At 42.0% G+C, this 15,765-nt stretch carries 13 protein-coding genes and 1 pseudogene; 11 read left to right on the top strand and 3 right to left on the bottom strand.

The features are described 5' to 3' along the window. Positions 1 to 1,167, top strand: coding sequence for a pyridoxal-phosphate-dependent aminotransferase family protein (locus tag ACVHUV_RS17805; RefSeq protein WP_462085501.1), 1,167 nt, complete (start codon positions 1 to 3; stop codon positions 1,165 to 1,167). A 401-nt stretch (positions 1,168 to 1,568) separates the two neighbouring features. On the opposite strand, the gene ACVHUV_RS17800 is transcribed toward ACVHUV_RS17805, so the two are convergent. Both ACVHUV_RS17800 and ACVHUV_RS17795 read right to left on the bottom strand, forming a co-directional pair. Then, positions 1,569 to 1,718 carry a hypothetical protein gene (locus ACVHUV_RS17800; RefSeq protein WP_462085500.1) on the bottom strand — a complete coding sequence of 50 codons (150 nt, stop codon included), beginning with the start codon at positions 1,716 to 1,718 and terminating at the stop codon, positions 1,569 to 1,571. Further along, entirely contained in the window at positions 1,715 to 2,578 is an 864-nt protein-coding gene (locus ACVHUV_RS17795) for a glycerophosphodiester phosphodiesterase (RefSeq protein ID WP_462085499.1), read from the bottom strand. The genes ACVHUV_RS17800 and ACVHUV_RS17795 overlap by 4 nt, the downstream gene beginning before the upstream one ends. A gap of 126 nt (positions 2,579 to 2,704) precedes the next feature. Here ACVHUV_RS17795 and ACVHUV_RS17790 point away from each other — a divergent pair, with 126 nt between their 5' ends. The 7 genes and pseudogenes from ACVHUV_RS17790 to ACVHUV_RS17760 all read left to right on the top strand — a co-directional run bounded on the left by ACVHUV_RS17790 (position 2,705) and on the right by ACVHUV_RS17760 (position 10,716). After that, complete coding sequence (locus ACVHUV_RS17790) at positions 2,705 to 3,835, top strand: ABC transporter ATP-binding protein (protein WP_462085498.1); 1,131 nt, start codon at positions 2,705 to 2,707, stop codon at positions 3,833 to 3,835. Next, complete coding sequence (locus ACVHUV_RS17785) at positions 3,832 to 4,725, top strand: carbohydrate ABC transporter permease (RefSeq protein WP_462085497.1); 894 nt, start codon at positions 3,832 to 3,834, stop codon at positions 4,723 to 4,725. The genes ACVHUV_RS17790 and ACVHUV_RS17785 overlap by 4 nt, the downstream gene beginning before the upstream one ends. Before the next feature lie 2 nt (positions 4,726 to 4,727). After that, a complete protein-coding gene (locus tag ACVHUV_RS17780) occupies positions 4,728 to 5,540 on the top strand; it encodes a carbohydrate ABC transporter permease (RefSeq protein ID WP_462086944.1) in 813 nt (270 codons plus the stop codon). A 38-nt stretch (positions 5,541 to 5,578) separates the two neighbouring features. Then, a complete protein-coding gene (locus ACVHUV_RS17775) occupies positions 5,579 to 6,913 on the top strand; it encodes an ABC transporter substrate-binding protein (RefSeq protein ID WP_462086943.1) in 1,335 nt (444 codons plus the stop codon). A gap of 237 nt (positions 6,914 to 7,150) precedes the next feature. Beyond that, positions 7,151 to 8,839: a methyl-accepting chemotaxis protein gene (locus tag ACVHUV_RS17770; RefSeq protein ID WP_462085496.1), complete on the top strand. Its 1,689-nt coding sequence runs from the start codon at positions 7,151 to 7,153 to the stop codon at positions 8,837 to 8,839. A 408-nt stretch (positions 8,840 to 9,247) separates the two neighbouring features. Further along, positions 9,248 to 9,424, top strand: a complete 177-nt coding sequence (locus tag ACVHUV_RS17765; protein ID WP_462085495.1) for a hypothetical protein — start codon at positions 9,248 to 9,250, stop codon at positions 9,422 to 9,424. Positions 9,425 to 9,693: 269 nt separating this feature from the next. Further along, positions 9,694 to 10,716: pseudogene (locus ACVHUV_RS17760) on the top strand (CapA family protein). 41 nt (positions 10,717 to 10,757) lie between these two features. Here the strand turns inward: ACVHUV_RS17760 and ACVHUV_RS17755 are convergent. Continuing rightward, positions 10,758 to 11,651 carry a C40 family peptidase gene (locus ACVHUV_RS17755; protein WP_462085494.1) on the bottom strand — a complete coding sequence of 298 codons (894 nt, stop codon included), beginning with the start codon at positions 11,649 to 11,651 and terminating at the stop codon, positions 10,758 to 10,760. Positions 11,652 to 12,004: 353 nt separating this feature from the next. Between ACVHUV_RS17755 and ACVHUV_RS17750 the strand changes: the two genes are divergently transcribed. The 3 genes from ACVHUV_RS17750 (at position 12,005) to ACVHUV_RS17740 (ending at position 15,760) form a co-directional block, all read left to right on the top strand. Further along, positions 12,005 to 13,093, top strand: a complete 1,089-nt coding sequence (locus ACVHUV_RS17750; protein ID WP_317942428.1) for a glycosyltransferase — start codon at positions 12,005 to 12,007, stop codon at positions 13,091 to 13,093. A 262-nt stretch (positions 13,094 to 13,355) separates the two neighbouring features. After that, on the top strand, positions 13,356 to 14,459 hold the full coding sequence (locus ACVHUV_RS17745; RefSeq protein ID WP_462085493.1) for an amidohydrolase: 1,104 nt from the start codon (positions 13,356 to 13,358) through the stop codon (positions 14,457 to 14,459). A 299-nt stretch (positions 14,460 to 14,758) separates the two neighbouring features. After that, positions 14,759 to 15,760, top strand: a complete 1,002-nt coding sequence (locus tag ACVHUV_RS17740) for a TAXI family TRAP transporter solute-binding subunit (RefSeq protein WP_462085492.1) — start codon at positions 14,759 to 14,761, stop codon at positions 15,758 to 15,760. Positions 15,761 to 15,765 lie beyond the last annotated feature (5 nt).

Raw genomic sequence — 15,765 nt, 5'->3', positions numbered from 1 at the left:
ATGAGGAATGAAGAAATGTTGCTAATACCAGGACCGACACCGGTTGTCGATTCAATTTACGATGCGATGGCTAGTGAAACGAGGGGGCATACAGACCCGCGTTTTGTAGCACAATACAAAGCGTCGATCGAGAAGACACGAGAGTTATTCAACACGGATGGAGAAGTGTTTGTCGTTGCGGGTTCAGGAACAATTGCAATGGAAATGGCCCTTGTTAACACAGTGGCTGCAGGTGAACGTTTGCTCATTATTAGTCAGGGCTATTTTGGTGACCGTTTCATTCAACTGGGGAAAGCTTTTGGCATTGAAATGGATGTACTACAAGCGGAATGGGGGAAACAAGTAGCAGCTGAAGAGGTCGAGCGTATGATGAAAGAGCATACATACAAAGCGGTGACGATTACGCATGCTGATACATCAACCGGTGTCGCGGCAGACTTGGAGACGCTTGTCCCAATCGTTAAACAACATGGCGCGCTCGTTATTGTGGACGGCGTTTGTGCAACGGCGGCGATGGAAGAGGATATGCAGAAGGTATATGGGGGTGCAGGACATACAATCGATGTCGTACTGACCGGTTCCCAAAAAGCAATCGGGGTCCCACCAGGTTTGGCGATTGTAGCGTTCAATCAAACTGCATTAGCGGCAAGGGAAAAAATCGAAAGAGTCCCTGCATATTACTGCGACATTGCAAATTGGATACCAATTATGCAAGATCCGTCTAAGTATTTTGCAACGCCGCCGGTAAACTTGATTTATGCGTATGATGAAGGCATGAAACTCGTATTGGATGAAGGTTTGACGAAACGGTATGCAAGACATACATCATTTGGTCGCGCAGTTCGTGCTGCATTGAAAGTTTACGGCATGCAACCATTAGCGGATGAAACGGTTGCAGCATCCACACTCAGTTGTATCCTATATCCTGAAGGGGTCGATGATGCAGCATTCCGAAGTGCATTAGCGAAGAAAGGCATCATTGTCGCGGGAGCGTTAGCACATTTAGCGGGCAAAGCGTTCCGCATCGGCCATATGGGCAACACGACAGAAGACATGTTAGCAACCGCAGTAGAACAAATTGGAAACACATTAGTCGAGTTAGGTCATGAAGTATCCATCGATGAGGCAGTCAGTCGTTTTAAAGAAGAAGTTTCAGCAGTTGTCTAAATAGAAGTAGAAGTTCATCGTTATTTGAAAGTACGTCTAGTTTGCGAATTAACGATCATCCTTTGCAGAGAATCAACCTATCATAAATGTCGATAGGTTGATTCTTTTTTCATGGGAGAGGAGTTTACCACCGATTCGCCAGTTATCACCGATACTCGGGTAGTTATCACCGATTCTCAGAGGTTTATCACCGATTCACAAGAGTTTATCACCGATTCACCAGTTACCACCGATTCGTAAGAGTTTACCACCGATTCAGGTCGCTTTACCACCGATTCGCCAGTTATCACCGATTCTCAAGGGTTTATCACCGAATCTCTGGTAGTTATCACCGATACTCGGAGGTTTATCACCGATTCCCAAGGTGTTATCACCGATACTCGGGTGTTTATCACCGATACTCAGGGTGTTACCACCGATTCGCCAGTTATCACCCATTCCAAAGACTTCATCACCAATTCACCAGTTGCCACAAGTCCACTTCTCAAAAGTTTACCACCAAAACGCTTGCCATCCCCAATGCTTTCTCGCTCCGTCCACCAACAGTTCACTCCAAATTCATCTCCTTCAATAACTCAACTGCCACATCAGGGACATCGGTAAAAATGCCGTTCACTTGCAGCTCAATCAATCGGCGGATGGCATCTTTATCGTTTACCGTGAAAGGGTGAACGTGCAACCCCGCTGCGTGCGCTCGATCGACCAATTCTTTTGTGACGATTTTTTCGTCAACGCCGATGCCTGATGCGTACTTTGCAACTTTGCGTAAATGCGATTTTGTTAGCATCGATTCGTTTTTTTCGGAATACAGTTGAATAAGTGGGATGGAAGGCTCTTCCTTATGAATTTCCTTAAGAGCATCACCATCGAATGATTGCAAAATGACGGTTGGAAACCCGTTGCCTTGTTGCAGCAAGTCATTGTCTCGTAATTGCTGTAACAAAGCCTTCTCGATACCGGGATAGGTGGAAGGTGTTTTTAATTCAATATAGTAATTCACGTCATCTTTAAAATGGGAAAAGACTTCTTCTGTACTTACGATTCGCAGTGGATCAATGTCTGTTTGCATCGTCACAGGTATTTTCTTTCGTTGACTCGCTTTGCGTTGGATTGCCTTTAATTGCTGGAACGTCGTATCAGCGATTGCTTGTTTGTCATTGCCTAGTTCGATGAAACGGTCGTGCAGTGCTACGAGCTCTTTGTCTTGTGTTCGATGCACATCCAATTCAATATAGTCCGCTTGCATTTGGACAGCAAGTTCATAGGAAAGTAATGAATGCTCCGGTGCATAAGCGGATGCGCCGCGATGGGCAATGATCAGAAACTCATTGTCTGGCAAGGACGCAACCTTGTCCTGTTGTGCACATGAAACTAGCAGGATGAGAAGGAACAACAAAACGAGTTTTTTCATTCGCGAGTACCTCCTATGTAAAGTAATTGTAAAATAGCGAAAAATAGAAGGATTCATTCGCCCAAATGTCGAAGTGTGTCAGTAGGAAAATTTAGTCATAGATAAAAAAGGAAGGAATTTGATTGAATGAAAAAAGTGGAACTGATCGACGTATCAAAATCGTATGATAAGCAAGTTGATGTTATATCCAATATAAACGTAACAATCGAGCCAGGCGAGTTTTTTGTTCTCGTCGGTCCTTCAGGTTGTGGGAAGAGTACGATGTTACGAATGATTGCAGGGCTCGAGGAAATTACCGGCGGAACGTTAAAAATAGGCGATCAAGTGGCCAATCATTTGACGCCGAACAAACGTGATCTATCGATGGTGTTCCAAAATTATGCACTCTACCCGCATTTGACTGTCCAGCAAAACATTACGTTTGGGCTTGATGTGAAGCGGATGAAGAAGGACGAGCAACGGCAAAAAGCACAAGAAGTTGCAGAAATGCTTGGCTTGCAAGCGTACTTAGATCGCAAACCAAGAGAATTATCAGGTGGGCAGCGGCAACGTGTCGCACTGGCTAGGTCCATCGTTAGTGAAACACCGATCTGTTTGATGGATGAACCGCTATCCAACTTGGACGCTAAGCTTCGTGCACATATGCGCTCGGAAATTCGACGGATTCAACGCAAACTCGGCATTACGATGATTTATGTCACCCACGACCAAGTCGAAGCAATGACGATGGGAGATCGAATCATGATTCTGCATGAAGGCAAAATTCAGCAAATCGGTAAACCGATTGATATTTACAATTACCCTGCCAATCCGTTTGTCGCAACGTTCATCGGTGCACCGCCTATGAATTTAGCAAAAGCCGAACTTGACAAGCAGACGTCACACCTTGTTATTGGACAAACGATTCGACTACCGATTCCAGCTGATCAGCTTGATATGCTGCCGCAGAAGATGACAATTGGTGTACGGCCGGAAAATCTTCATTCGGAAGCACAAGCGGAAGACCATTCGATAGCTTTTCAAGTAGAGGTAACAAATGTTGAGATACTAGGGAATGAAACGGTCTTTTCTTTCACAATTGGGGAGGAGGAGTGGATGGCGAAATGGACGGGTCAATGGCACATCGGAATTGGCGACAGTCTTTCAATTTATGTACATTTTGATGTACTCTCCATTTTTGATGAGCATAGCGGTGAATTAATTAAAAAAACAATCGATAACGGAAATTATATTGCGAATAAAGAGGTGTCTCCATGAACCGAACGTTGAAGTGGCGGAAAACCCTAGATGTCAGCACAGCGCTGCTTTACTTATTACCGTCAATTATATTATTTGCAGTGTTCATCTTTTATCCAATGTTCCACACGATCTATTTAAGTTTTTTTCTCACCGATCAAGCAGGGAATGCAGCGCTTAACGTCGGATTTGAAAACTATCAATACTTGTTAAGTTCATCTGAATTCCAAAATAGCATGAAAGCAACAGCGTTATTTGTCCTCTATACGGTTCCAATCGGCGTCATTTTAGCATTGTTTTTTGCTTTGTTGGCAAATGAAAAATTAAAAGGAATCGGCTTTTTTCGAACGATGTATTCTTCAACAATGGGTATATCGGTTGCTGCATCTTCTGTTATTTGGCTTTTCATGTTCAACCCGAGCATTGGAATGTTCAACCGGTTGTTAAGCGTGTTCAATCTCCCACAAATCCAATGGTTATTGGACCCTGAGTGGGCATTGATTTCCGTCGCTGTTTCAACCATCTGGATGAATACAGGGTTTTCCTTCCTGATTCTATTAGGTGGTTTACAAAATATTGATGAACACCTTTATGAGAGTTCACGAATTGATGGTGCTGGGTATTTTTATCGACTAAGAAGAATTACGGTTCCAATGTTGTCGCCAACGCTGTTTTTTATTACTACAATTTCACTCATTAATGCATTCCAGACATTCGGACAAATTGATATTTTAACGCAAGGTGGACCTTCTCAATCTACGAATCTCATTGTTTATTCGATCTACCGAGAGGCTTTCATCAATTATCAATTTGGAACTGCGAGTGCACAAGCCGTCATATTATTTGTCATTATATTAATTGTGACGATTCTCCAATTTAAGTTTGTGGAGAGGAAGGTGCACTATCAATGAAAATGGGTTTGCTGCAAAAAATATGGATTTATTTCTTACTGATCGTTACATCGGCATTCGTCTTTTTCCCTGTCGTATATGCCTTTATGATTTCATTCATGACAGGGCCAGAAATTATCCAAGGGAAATTCATCCCACAATCGATCACGTTCGAAAACTACTTGAAAGTATTCGAGCGATTGCCGTTACTAAACTATTTACTCAATAGTTTTGTCGTATCAGTTAGTGTGATGCTCGGACAGCTTATCGTTTGTAGTTTGGCAGCATATGCATTCGTATTCTTTACATTTAAAGGGCGCGATTTTATCTTCTTCCTGTTCATATCAACGATGATGATTCCATGGGAAGCGACGATGATTCCAAACGTATTTACGATTCGATCACTCGATTGGCTCAATACATACCAAGGTTTGACAGTTCCTTTTTTCGCCTTGGCCTTTGGGACATTTTTGCTTCGACAACATTTCCTTACCATCCCGAAAGAGTTGCATGAAGCATCGCAAATTGCGGGAGTTGGCCGGTTTAAGTTTTTCTGGAAAGTCGTGTTACCCATCTCCAAAACTAGCCTTGTCACACTAGGTGCATACGGATTTTTGACAACGTGGAATATGTATTTGTGGCCGTTATTAATTACAACAGATAAATCCGTCAGAACGGTCCAAATTGGTTTGAAACAATTGCAATCTCAAGAAATTGCAACCGAATGGGGGGTGGTCATGGCAGGGGTTATCGTCGTAATTATACCGACATTGCTATTGCTATTTATCGGTCAGAAACAATTGCAAAAAGGTCTTTCCAAAGGTGCGTTGAAGTAAACCAATTTTAGAGGGGTGCATGAGAGATGAAGAAAATGATGAAGTCGTCGTTGTTTTGGCTGTTGCTCGTAACGATTGGACTGCTAGCTGCATGTACAAACAGTGACAAAGAAGATGCGACTGAACGAGAAGTAACGAAGACAGAAGACGGCAAAGTTTCGATCGAATTTTGGCATGCGATGTCAGGCACAGGACAGGAATCGATTGATGCAATCGTAAAAGGCTTTAATGAGTCGCAGGATAAATATGAAGTAAAAGCGGAATTCCAAGGTTCTTATGAAGAATCTCTGACGAAGTTGCGCGGCGTAGGCGGCACGAAGGATGCCCCTGCGATTACACAAGTGTTTGAAGTTGGAACAAAATATATGATTGAGAGTGGCTATATCGAGCCGATGCAGTCTTTCATTGACAAAGATAATTATGATCTTTCGCAGCTCGAAGAAAACATTTTAAACTATTACAAAGTGGATGGTAAATTGTACTCGATGCCATTTAACTCTTCAACACCTGTCATGATGTACAACAAAGATGCATTTAAAGCAGCAGGATTGGATCCTGAAAAAGCACCTGCAACTTTTTCAGAAGTTATTGAGGCAGCAGAGAAACTGACGAAAGATGATATGAAAGGTTTCTCCATGCTAACGTACGGCTGGTTCTTCGAGCAACTCGTCGCCACACAAGGCGGCTTATATGTGAATGAAGACAATGGCCGCTCGGGTGATGCAACAGAAGTATTATTTAACGGTGCAGAAGGGTTAAACGTATTTAACTTCCTTGACACGATGAACAAAGCGGGCACGTTCGGTAACTTCGGTACGAATTGGGACGACATTCGTGCTGCATTTGCTACGGAAAAAGTCGCGATGTACATGGACTCCTCAGCAGGTGTTGCGGGTGCCATTGCAAATGCACCGTTTGAAGTAGGAGTAGCGTATATTCCACATGCTGACGAAGTGAAACGAAACGGCGTTGTCATCGGCGGCGCTTCATTGTGGATGTCAAAAGGCATTGCGGAAGAAGAGCAAGAAGCGGCTTGGGAATTCATGAAGTACATGACGACACCAGAAGTACAGGCAAAATGGCATCTGGATACAGGTTACTTTGCCATCAACCCAGCAGCTTATGAGGAAGAAAGCGTCAAAGCAAAGTGGGCGGAATATCCACAATTCAAAGTGACAGTCGATCAGTTGCAAGATACAGTACCGGGCCTTGCGACACAAGGAGCGCTCATCTCAGTTTTCCCGGAATCCAGACAGCAAATTGTCACTGCATTGGAAGAACTGTACCAAGGAAAAGACCCGCAAGAAGTGCTAGACAAAGCGGCTGAAGGTACAAACCGTGCAATAGAAATTGCTAACAAAACGAAAAAATGATAAGAAAACTGCCGAATGGTCAATCGACCGCGGCAGTTTTTTCTTGCAAGCGAGTACTTATAACAATTCCTCTATTTTGCTTATTTTATGAAATCTGAATAGTAACGTCTTTCCTCTATTGTATAGTTAAGAAGTAGTGGTATACTAAAGTATAGTTTGACAATTTTATGAGTCTATAGACTTGTGAATGTGTGCATTTATACATATTCAGTCACGGGTAAAATGGGGGGATGTACAATGAGAAAGTCTGTTTCTAGAAAAATGTGGGGTGGGTTTGGAGCAATTTTGTTATTGCTAATCATTGTGGGGGCTTTAAGTTTATGGATTACAATTGATGTCAATCAAAAATACGAAATGTTGCTTCAAGATGAAGTGAAAAAAGTGGATTTAGTCAATGAATTCATTCTGAAACAAAAAGAGATCCAAAGTGAAGTAAGAGGGTATATGTTGTATAAAGATGAGCAGTTTTTGACGAATCGCGAAGCCTACTTGGAGCGGTCGGATGCCCTTATACAAGAACTAGGTTCCATTATTTCAGGCGACCAAATGCAAACGCACTTTGAGGCGTTACAAGAATCCAATAAAGCATTTGTTGAGTTACAAGATGTAATCGTGTCCAACACGAAAGCTGGGAAAGACGGGCTTGCGATTACAATTGGAAAATCCTCATCGAATGTTGGCAATATCGTATTGGATCGTGCAGAGATGATCAAGCAAGTTCAATATGATTCAATGGATAAAAAACTTGTTGAGATTGAGGAGAGAATGTTTGGTGCCATCATTTTCAGTGTATCTCTCATCGGGCTCTCCGTTATTATCGGGTTAACGATTTCGACGTTCATCAGTAGAAGTATTTCGAGACCAGTGCAAGTTGTAACGGATGGCCTGGATGCCATTGCAAAAGGAGATTTCTCCATTGATCCTCTTGTCGTCAAAAATAAAGATGAAATTGGTCTAATGGCGTCAGCCTTTAACAAAATGGGGGCAGATGTCGCCAACATGATCAGAAGAATTAATGATTCTTCCATGCAACTCGCAGCTCAATCTGAACAACTTTCGGCAAGTTCAGAAGAGAGCTTAGCATCATCTGAAATCGTTTCCCAGACAGCAGAGCGCCAATTTGCAAGTAGTGAGCAACAGAAACAGATTACTGAACAAACTGCTTCATCAATGAATGAATTGACAATAGGTGTTTCTGAAATTGCAGCGAATAATGAACAGATGCTCCAGTCCGCTGAACAAGCTTCACAACTTGTCGTGAGAGGTTCCCAAACAATTATGGGTGTGTCGGATCAAATGAACACAATTCATGCAACAATTCGTGAATCTTCAGCCATTATGGAAGAGATGGCAATACACTCAAATGAAATCCAAAAAATTACGACGTTAATTACTTCCATAGCAGATCAAACAAACTTATTAGCTTTAAATGCAGCAATTGAAGCTGCGCGGGCAGGCGAGCACGGCAAAGGGTTTGCGGTAGTAGCAGAAGAGGTAAGGCACCTAGCAGAACAGTCAAAGTCCTCAGCTGCTGAAATTGGAAAGATGGTTGAAAGAATTCAACATGCATCTACTCGTGCAGTTCAATCGATCAGCTCCGGGAGTGAACGAGTCGACGCAGGCATTGAAGCGTCCAAGCAATCCAATACAGTATTCAACGAAATTCAAAGCTCGGTCGGAGACGTCGTGGCAAAAATTGAAACAGTTTCTGCAGCGATCGAACAAATCCAGGCGATGGCAGAAGAAGTAATGAACGGTTCTTCGGAAATTCGTACCTTAAGTTTACAGACGACAAGTACAGCGAGTGAAACAAGTGCGGCAACGATTGAACAATTGGCCGTCAGTCACGAAATCTCCGAAAGTGCTCAAAGTCTTGCAAAGCTTGCAGAAGACCTCCAGCACGAACTTCAGCATTTTAAAGTCTAATAGGGAACTTTTGAGCAGGGAAAGAATACACCATTCTTTCCCTGTTTTTTTGCCTTATGATTGGGTGTCTCTGGACGATTTACAGTTGTCTAGTGGAGTGTTTAATTCGAGAGGTTGTCGATTTGGCTGAATGATGCGCAATGTTTACGTACTGTTTAAGTGAGTCAAAGGTCACGAAATGGCGATAACTTTGTGAATTCGATTGATAACTTCTTTTATGTAATCGAATAGATTGTGAACTCGATCGATAACGCTACTTATACAATCGAATACATTGTGAACTCAATGGATAACTCGAATATCTCTTGAACTGTCGGTAGGTAAGACGTCAAAAATGCAATTCCTACATACATCTGGTCAATCAGGGTATCTTGAAAGAGAGGGCAAAATTGAAAGGAGTTGAGAACCTTGAAGAAAAACGAGGAAAATGGCTCATCCAATCAACAAGTAACGAAAGAATTTACGGGAATGCCTCAAGCAAAACCTTTTCCAGATTTCGAACCAAAGCAAAGTGCGGAGAAGCAAATAGCTCAATTTCAACAAACAGTAGAAAGTAAGAATGAACGAAATAAATCGGATAAATAAAGGGGAGTGTGCGGACCCATATCGGTGCCTCTTTTCTTGCCGAACATGCAGGAACCTTCAAAACTGCGTACAGTAAATAGAAAACTTGACTGTACGCAGTTTCTTAACCTGCTCAACTTCATTTATCTTAAATTCGTGTGTTTAAAAAGAAATTCCTGAAGTATACTGAGACATATAGAGTCTAGTAGACAGGGGATAGTTGATTGAAGCAATTGGTACTACTATTTAGTATAGCTATTACGAGCTGTTTGGTAGCTGGAGCAGGTTATATGAATGCTACTCATTCTCACCGTGTAAGTGATTTTGCGTTTATACAATGCCATCCCTCTATGCTAACCATGGAAGTACAAACGACGAGACTAACGATTGGAATGACGGGGGATATTCTGTTACATCATCCTTTATATACATACAGTTCGTATGAAGAATCGTTCCGGCTTGTTAGCGAAGAGATGAAAAATATCGATTTTTTACTAGCAAACCAGGAGTCGATGCCAGGAGGAACAGAACTCGGCTTATCGGGTTATCCATTGTTTAATAGTCCAAAGCATATCATAAGAGACTTGCAATTAGCGGGTGTTGACATGTTGTCAATTGCAAACAACCATACGATGGATTGATCAGAAACAGGTCTGTTAAACACGATAAAGCATATGAAAGAATATGGGATGCCGTATGTAGGCGCGTATGAATCTCTAGAAGATCGAGAGATGAAAAGGATTGTGGAAATAGCAGGCGTGCGAATAGGAATCCTCGCTTACACGTATGGGTTAAATGGATTGCTGGTTCCTAAAGGAAAAGAATACATCGTTTCCTTATTGGATAAAGTGGGTATGGAAAAAGATATACAGGGAATTAAGGATGAAGTCGACGTAGTAATTGTTTCCGTGCACTGGGGTGAAGAATATTCATTACAACCTTCAGCAACACAAGAGGAGTTGGCACATTGGTTTGCTGAACAGGGTGTCGATATTGTATTTGGACACCATCCTCACGTATTGCAACCCTTTACCCAAATTGAAAACACGAAGATTTTCTATTCACTCGGAAACTTTTATTCTGCCCAGCAATTTGACTCCACGTTTGTTGGCGGTATTGGTAAGGTACAAGTTGCTCGTCATGAGATTGCGGGCAAAAGGTTCGTTGAAATAGGAGAAGCATCTTTTTACCCGACGGCTGTCCTAAAGCAAGAAGCGAAAGGTCCGTTTATTGTAGCACCTCTCCAACATGCTAGTTCTCAGTATGACGAACAGTGGGTGGAAAGAATTGTAGGGCTCACTTTGTATCAATAAAAAACAAGCACCCGCTGTAGGAGTGCTTGTTTGACTATACATTATTTTGTTAAACGGCTCATGAAGATTTTAAATTCATTTGCTGTCACTTTTTTGTTAGTACCGAATGTTCCATCTGTGTAACCGGAAGTAATGCCGTTTTTGTAAAGTGTGTTAATGTAATTATTTGCCCAGTTGGAGTGTGCCACATCTTTAAATGGCGTTTGACCTGCAATAATCGGCATGTCGTATGCTTCAACTAATACTTTTGCCAATTGGCTACGTGTCAAATAATCGTCCGGCATGAATTCGCCAGCTGAATTTCCAGAGAAAATGCCCGCTTCTGCCGCTGCAGCAATTACTTTGTATTGCGGGTGAGATGTTGTTACATCTTTGAATGCAGGACCATCAGTTGGTACTGACAAGTTCAATTCTTCAACTAAAATTTGCGCGATTTCAGCACGTGTTGCATAGTCGACTTCAGGTGCAGAAGCGATTGTTGTTTCTGCTTGGAAGTTGTTTACACGACGAGCGCCAATGTAGCGGCTTCCCCAATATGCAGGATCGTTGATGGATGAAACCATAACGCCTCTGCTTGTTGAAGCGTGAATGAATTTACTGGAGCCAACATAAATCCCGACGTGGGAAGCCCCTTTGCCAAATGTATTGAAAAATACGAGATCGCCTGTTTTTAAATTGCTTTTAGATATTGCTTTTCCAGAAGCATATTGACTTTTCGTGTCTCTCGGAATGGAGACGCCTTCTTTTTTAAACACAAATTGCGTGTAACCTGAGCAGTCAAATCCTGCTGTAGTTGTTCCGCCGTATCGATAAGGTGTACCTTTATATGCACTTGCAGTCTGTATAAGTGAAGTTGCCGAACTCGCTGATGCCATGGCTGGAGTGGACGTTGAGAGTAAAAGACATGCAAAAACTAAAAACATCATTCTCTTCATAATCGCTTCTCAAATTCCCCTTTCGCACATTCTTTTGTTGTGTGCTTTATCTGTTGAGATAATCCTAACATAGCTAAACCTTCATTTCGGTTACAGAAACATTACAGAAACGTTACATTGTGCAAGATTGTGAGAAAACCTCTATTTTCGTAGCATGCAAGACTAGTTTTTATGTAATTCCCCATTCATTCGACAAGAAAAACTGGAATTCATGCTGGATTTTCGATAAATTGGTGGATGAATGTAACATAATCGTAATAGTCGTTCCTATGCAACACACCCGAAGGACAAAAGCATCTATGATACAATTTAAAAGAAGAACGAGCTAACAGTAGATAGGAATGAATACATACATGAAAAAAGTAACCGTATTGAGCAATATGTATCCTTCAATTGAACATCCGACATACGGAATTTTCGTCAAGAATCAAGTGGAACTTCTGAAGTCTAAAGGAATAGACGTAGACGTCGTTGCCATTCAGGACCCTGCAAAAGGGAAAGTAGCGAATGTGAAAAAATACGCGAAATGGTTTATGAAGTCCTTGTTTCATCTAATGAAAAACAAGCGGAAGATTGCTTTGACGCACGCGCATTATGCGTTTCCGACAGGTTTTATTTCAATGATGGGCAAGAAGCTTTTCAACTTGCCGTATATCGTAACTGTACACGGCGGAGACATTGACAAAATGGCTTCCAAAAATGCGAGAATTGCAGCGATGACAAAGAAAATCTTACTGGCTGCAGATGCGGTTATCGTAGTAGGCGAACGTTTAAAAAAGGACGTCATCGAGCGTTTTAATGTGCCTGAAGAGAACGTTCAAGTCATGAGTATGGGCGTCGATACATCTGTTTTTGTCCCACTGGAAAAATCGGAAGCGAGAAAAGAATTAGGCATTCCCTCTGAGCAAAAGATGGTGCTCTATGTCGGGAATATGATAGAGGCAAAAGGGATTTTAGAGTTGCTTGAAGCAAGTGCCATCTTGCAGAAGGAAGATCCCAACATTACGTTGTACTTGATCGGTTCGGATAAAGACAAAGGATTTATGGAGAAGTTTCAGGAGAAAACAGCTTCCACAGCAGTTCCTGTCGTTCATCAGCTACCGATGCAACAACGAGAAGTTGCCAAATGGATTGCAGCAGCAGATTTGTTTGTCTTACCTTCACACCATGAAGGTTTTGGACTCGTTGCACTTGAAGCGATGGCAATCGGGACACCGGTCGTTGGAACTGATGTCGGAGGGTTGTCTTATTTGTTAGCGGATAATACAGGAATTCTTGTGGAACCGAGAAATGCGGCAGCGCTTGCGAAAGGGATGAGACAAGCCCTTACAGAGGTGGATGAAGATCGAAAACTCAAAATGGAAGCGGCCGTCAGCATGCATTCATATGATGTCATCGCAAAAAGATTACTAGCACTTTATGAAGGTATTGGGAATAAATAATGAACACAAAGTGGCAACATTGAATACAAGTTCGTCTAGTTAATAAACGTCCAACCCCGTAGTACGTCTGCTTGTGAATGATCGTTTTATTCATATCTACTCACAAGTAATTCAATGAATAGCTTCACGAAAGAAGAGGATATGTCAAATACGTATTAAATTAATGTAGTAATCATAGAAAAGTCGTCCAATAAACGGCTTTTTTTCTTTGTTCACATCAGTTATTCTAAAGGAAGAAGAGATTTGGATTGGAGTGAGTTCATTGAGTATTCATACACAAATTGGGGACTGGTTTGACCATTTCCACGCGTACCCTGAAGTGAGCTGGAAAGAAGTTGAAACAACGAAGAAAATTTCAGAGATATTAACAACGATGAATGTGAAACACCATACGTTCGATGACGTAACAGGTGTAATAGCAGAAATTGGTGAAGGAGAACGGATCATTGCCGTTCGAGCTGATATTGATGCTTTATGGCAAGAAGTCGATGGGACTTACCAAGCGAATCATTCATGTGGGCATGACGCAAATATTTCAATGGTGTTAGGTGCTCTTGCTTACTTACAGGAACAAGAACTTGGGTGCCGAATCCGCTTCATTTTTCAGCCAGCAGAGGAAAAAGGGAATGGGGCTAATTCGATGATCGAACGCGGAGCGGTTGATGGCGTATCCCATTTGTTTGGTGTACATCTACGACCAAAAGAAGAAATTCCATTCGGTAAAATTTCACCTGCTATTCATCACGGAGCCGCAATCTTTTTAGAAGGAAAAGTGAACGGAATAGACGCACACGGTGCACGACCACATCAAGGGAAAAATGCACTCGATCCTATTTTTGCAATTGCAGATTACATAAAGACCATTCATTTCTCTCCTTATGAAGCGTATTCAGCCAAATTGACAAAGGTCCAAGCGGGTGGCGAAAGCTTGAATATCATTCCAGGAACAGCAACTTTCGGGATTGACGTTCGCGCACAATCTAATACAGTATTAAAAGAATTAAGAGACCGCATTGAGCAAGGTATCCAATCAATTGGACAACTTCATTCGGTTGCTATTGAATTGGAGTGGTCGGACTATACCCCGGCAGCAGAAGTGGCCGACGAAGCGATGGAATTAGCAAAGGAAGGCATTTTGGAGACGTTTGGTGAAGAGGCGTTTGCACCAGCAATTGTTACTTCCGGAAGTGATGATTTTCATTTTTACACAATCCATCGTCCGGACTTGAAAGCGGCGATGATCGGCATTGGTGCAGATCTGGGTCCCGGGCTTCATCATCCAAAAATGACGTTCAACCATGAAGCACTTGATATGGGTGCGAAAGTACTTGCTACTACATTGCGAAAAGCATCTTTCCAATCTTAATGAACAGTCATCCATTCGGCGTTATGCTGTGTGGATGATTTTTTTGTTGTAGGTATGAAGAAAAAACAAACCAACAATCAGAATAAAGCGAAAATTGATTGATTTTTTAAGAGATTTTAGTATACTAGTAAGTAGATTCCATTTTTCATAGCGCAAGCACCTCTGAATAGGCTTGTATTGAACAAACGGTAGCTCGGTTTTTATCAAACTTGTTTTCAATACGATGCATAGCTTCTTTTAATAACCACTTTTGTAAGCGCTTACGAAATGATGGGGAACAAACAGAAGGGGGAACTACTGTGAAGAAGACTCGACTACAAAGTTTCGTACTCGTATTACTTGGAGCGCTACTCGTATTATCTGCATGTGGCGGTGGTAAGAAAAATATTGCAATCGGCCCACCTGCAAGTGAAACAAACAACGTGTCGAAAATTATTTTAGGGGCATACGGCATTGAGGATGGGGATTACAAGGCATTCCAAGAAGGTTTTGGAGCAGCTGCAGATGGCGTACAAGACGGGAATATTGACATTTCAATCGGTATTTTAGGACTTCCTGCAGCGAGTATCGAGAGCCTCCAAGCTTCTGCGGGAGATGTCAAAATGCTAAGTCTATCGGATGACGCGATTAAAAAAATCGAAGAACAATCAGGTTACAAGCGTTTTACAATTCCAAAAGAGTCATATGATTTCTTAACAGAAGATGTGGAGACGGTGACAGCCTACGCAATCTTAATGGGAAATACGGATACGATTGATGAAGAGCTCGGTTACGAATTGGCTAAAAGTATGATTGAGAATGCGAGTGAAAATACGCATGCACAAGCAAAACAGATGATTCTTGAAAATGCATTGAATGGAGCGGAAGGGTTACTAATTCATCCAGGTGCGAAAAAATATTATGAAGAGCAGGGGTTAACTGTGGAGAATGAAGTGGCGACTGTTTCTGCTGACAAAGGGAATCGAAAAGCAGAATTTACGCTTGGTACAGGCAGTCAAGGTGGGACATATTATCCGCTTGGTGGAGAAATGGCAAACTTATGGAACAAATACATTGAAGGTATCAATGTAACGAATATGGAAACAGGGGCTTCGGTTGAGAATCTTTCGTCCATCAGCAAAGGACAGATGGATTTAGGGATGACGGTTCACGTACCAGCTTTAAATGCATTGAATGGTAAAGCGGACTTTGAAGGCAATCCGGTCACCAATGCAGCTTTCATCGGTCATATTTATCCTGAAGTTGTTCAAATTGTCACGAGAGAAAAGACAGAGATCAGTAGTTTCGATGACCTGAAATAAATTCA

The sequence above is a fragment of the Sporosarcina saromensis genome (assembly GCF_054901285.1).
The sequence above is the reverse complement of the archived record's forward strand: the minus strand, read 5'-3'. Positions and strand labels throughout refer to the sequence as shown.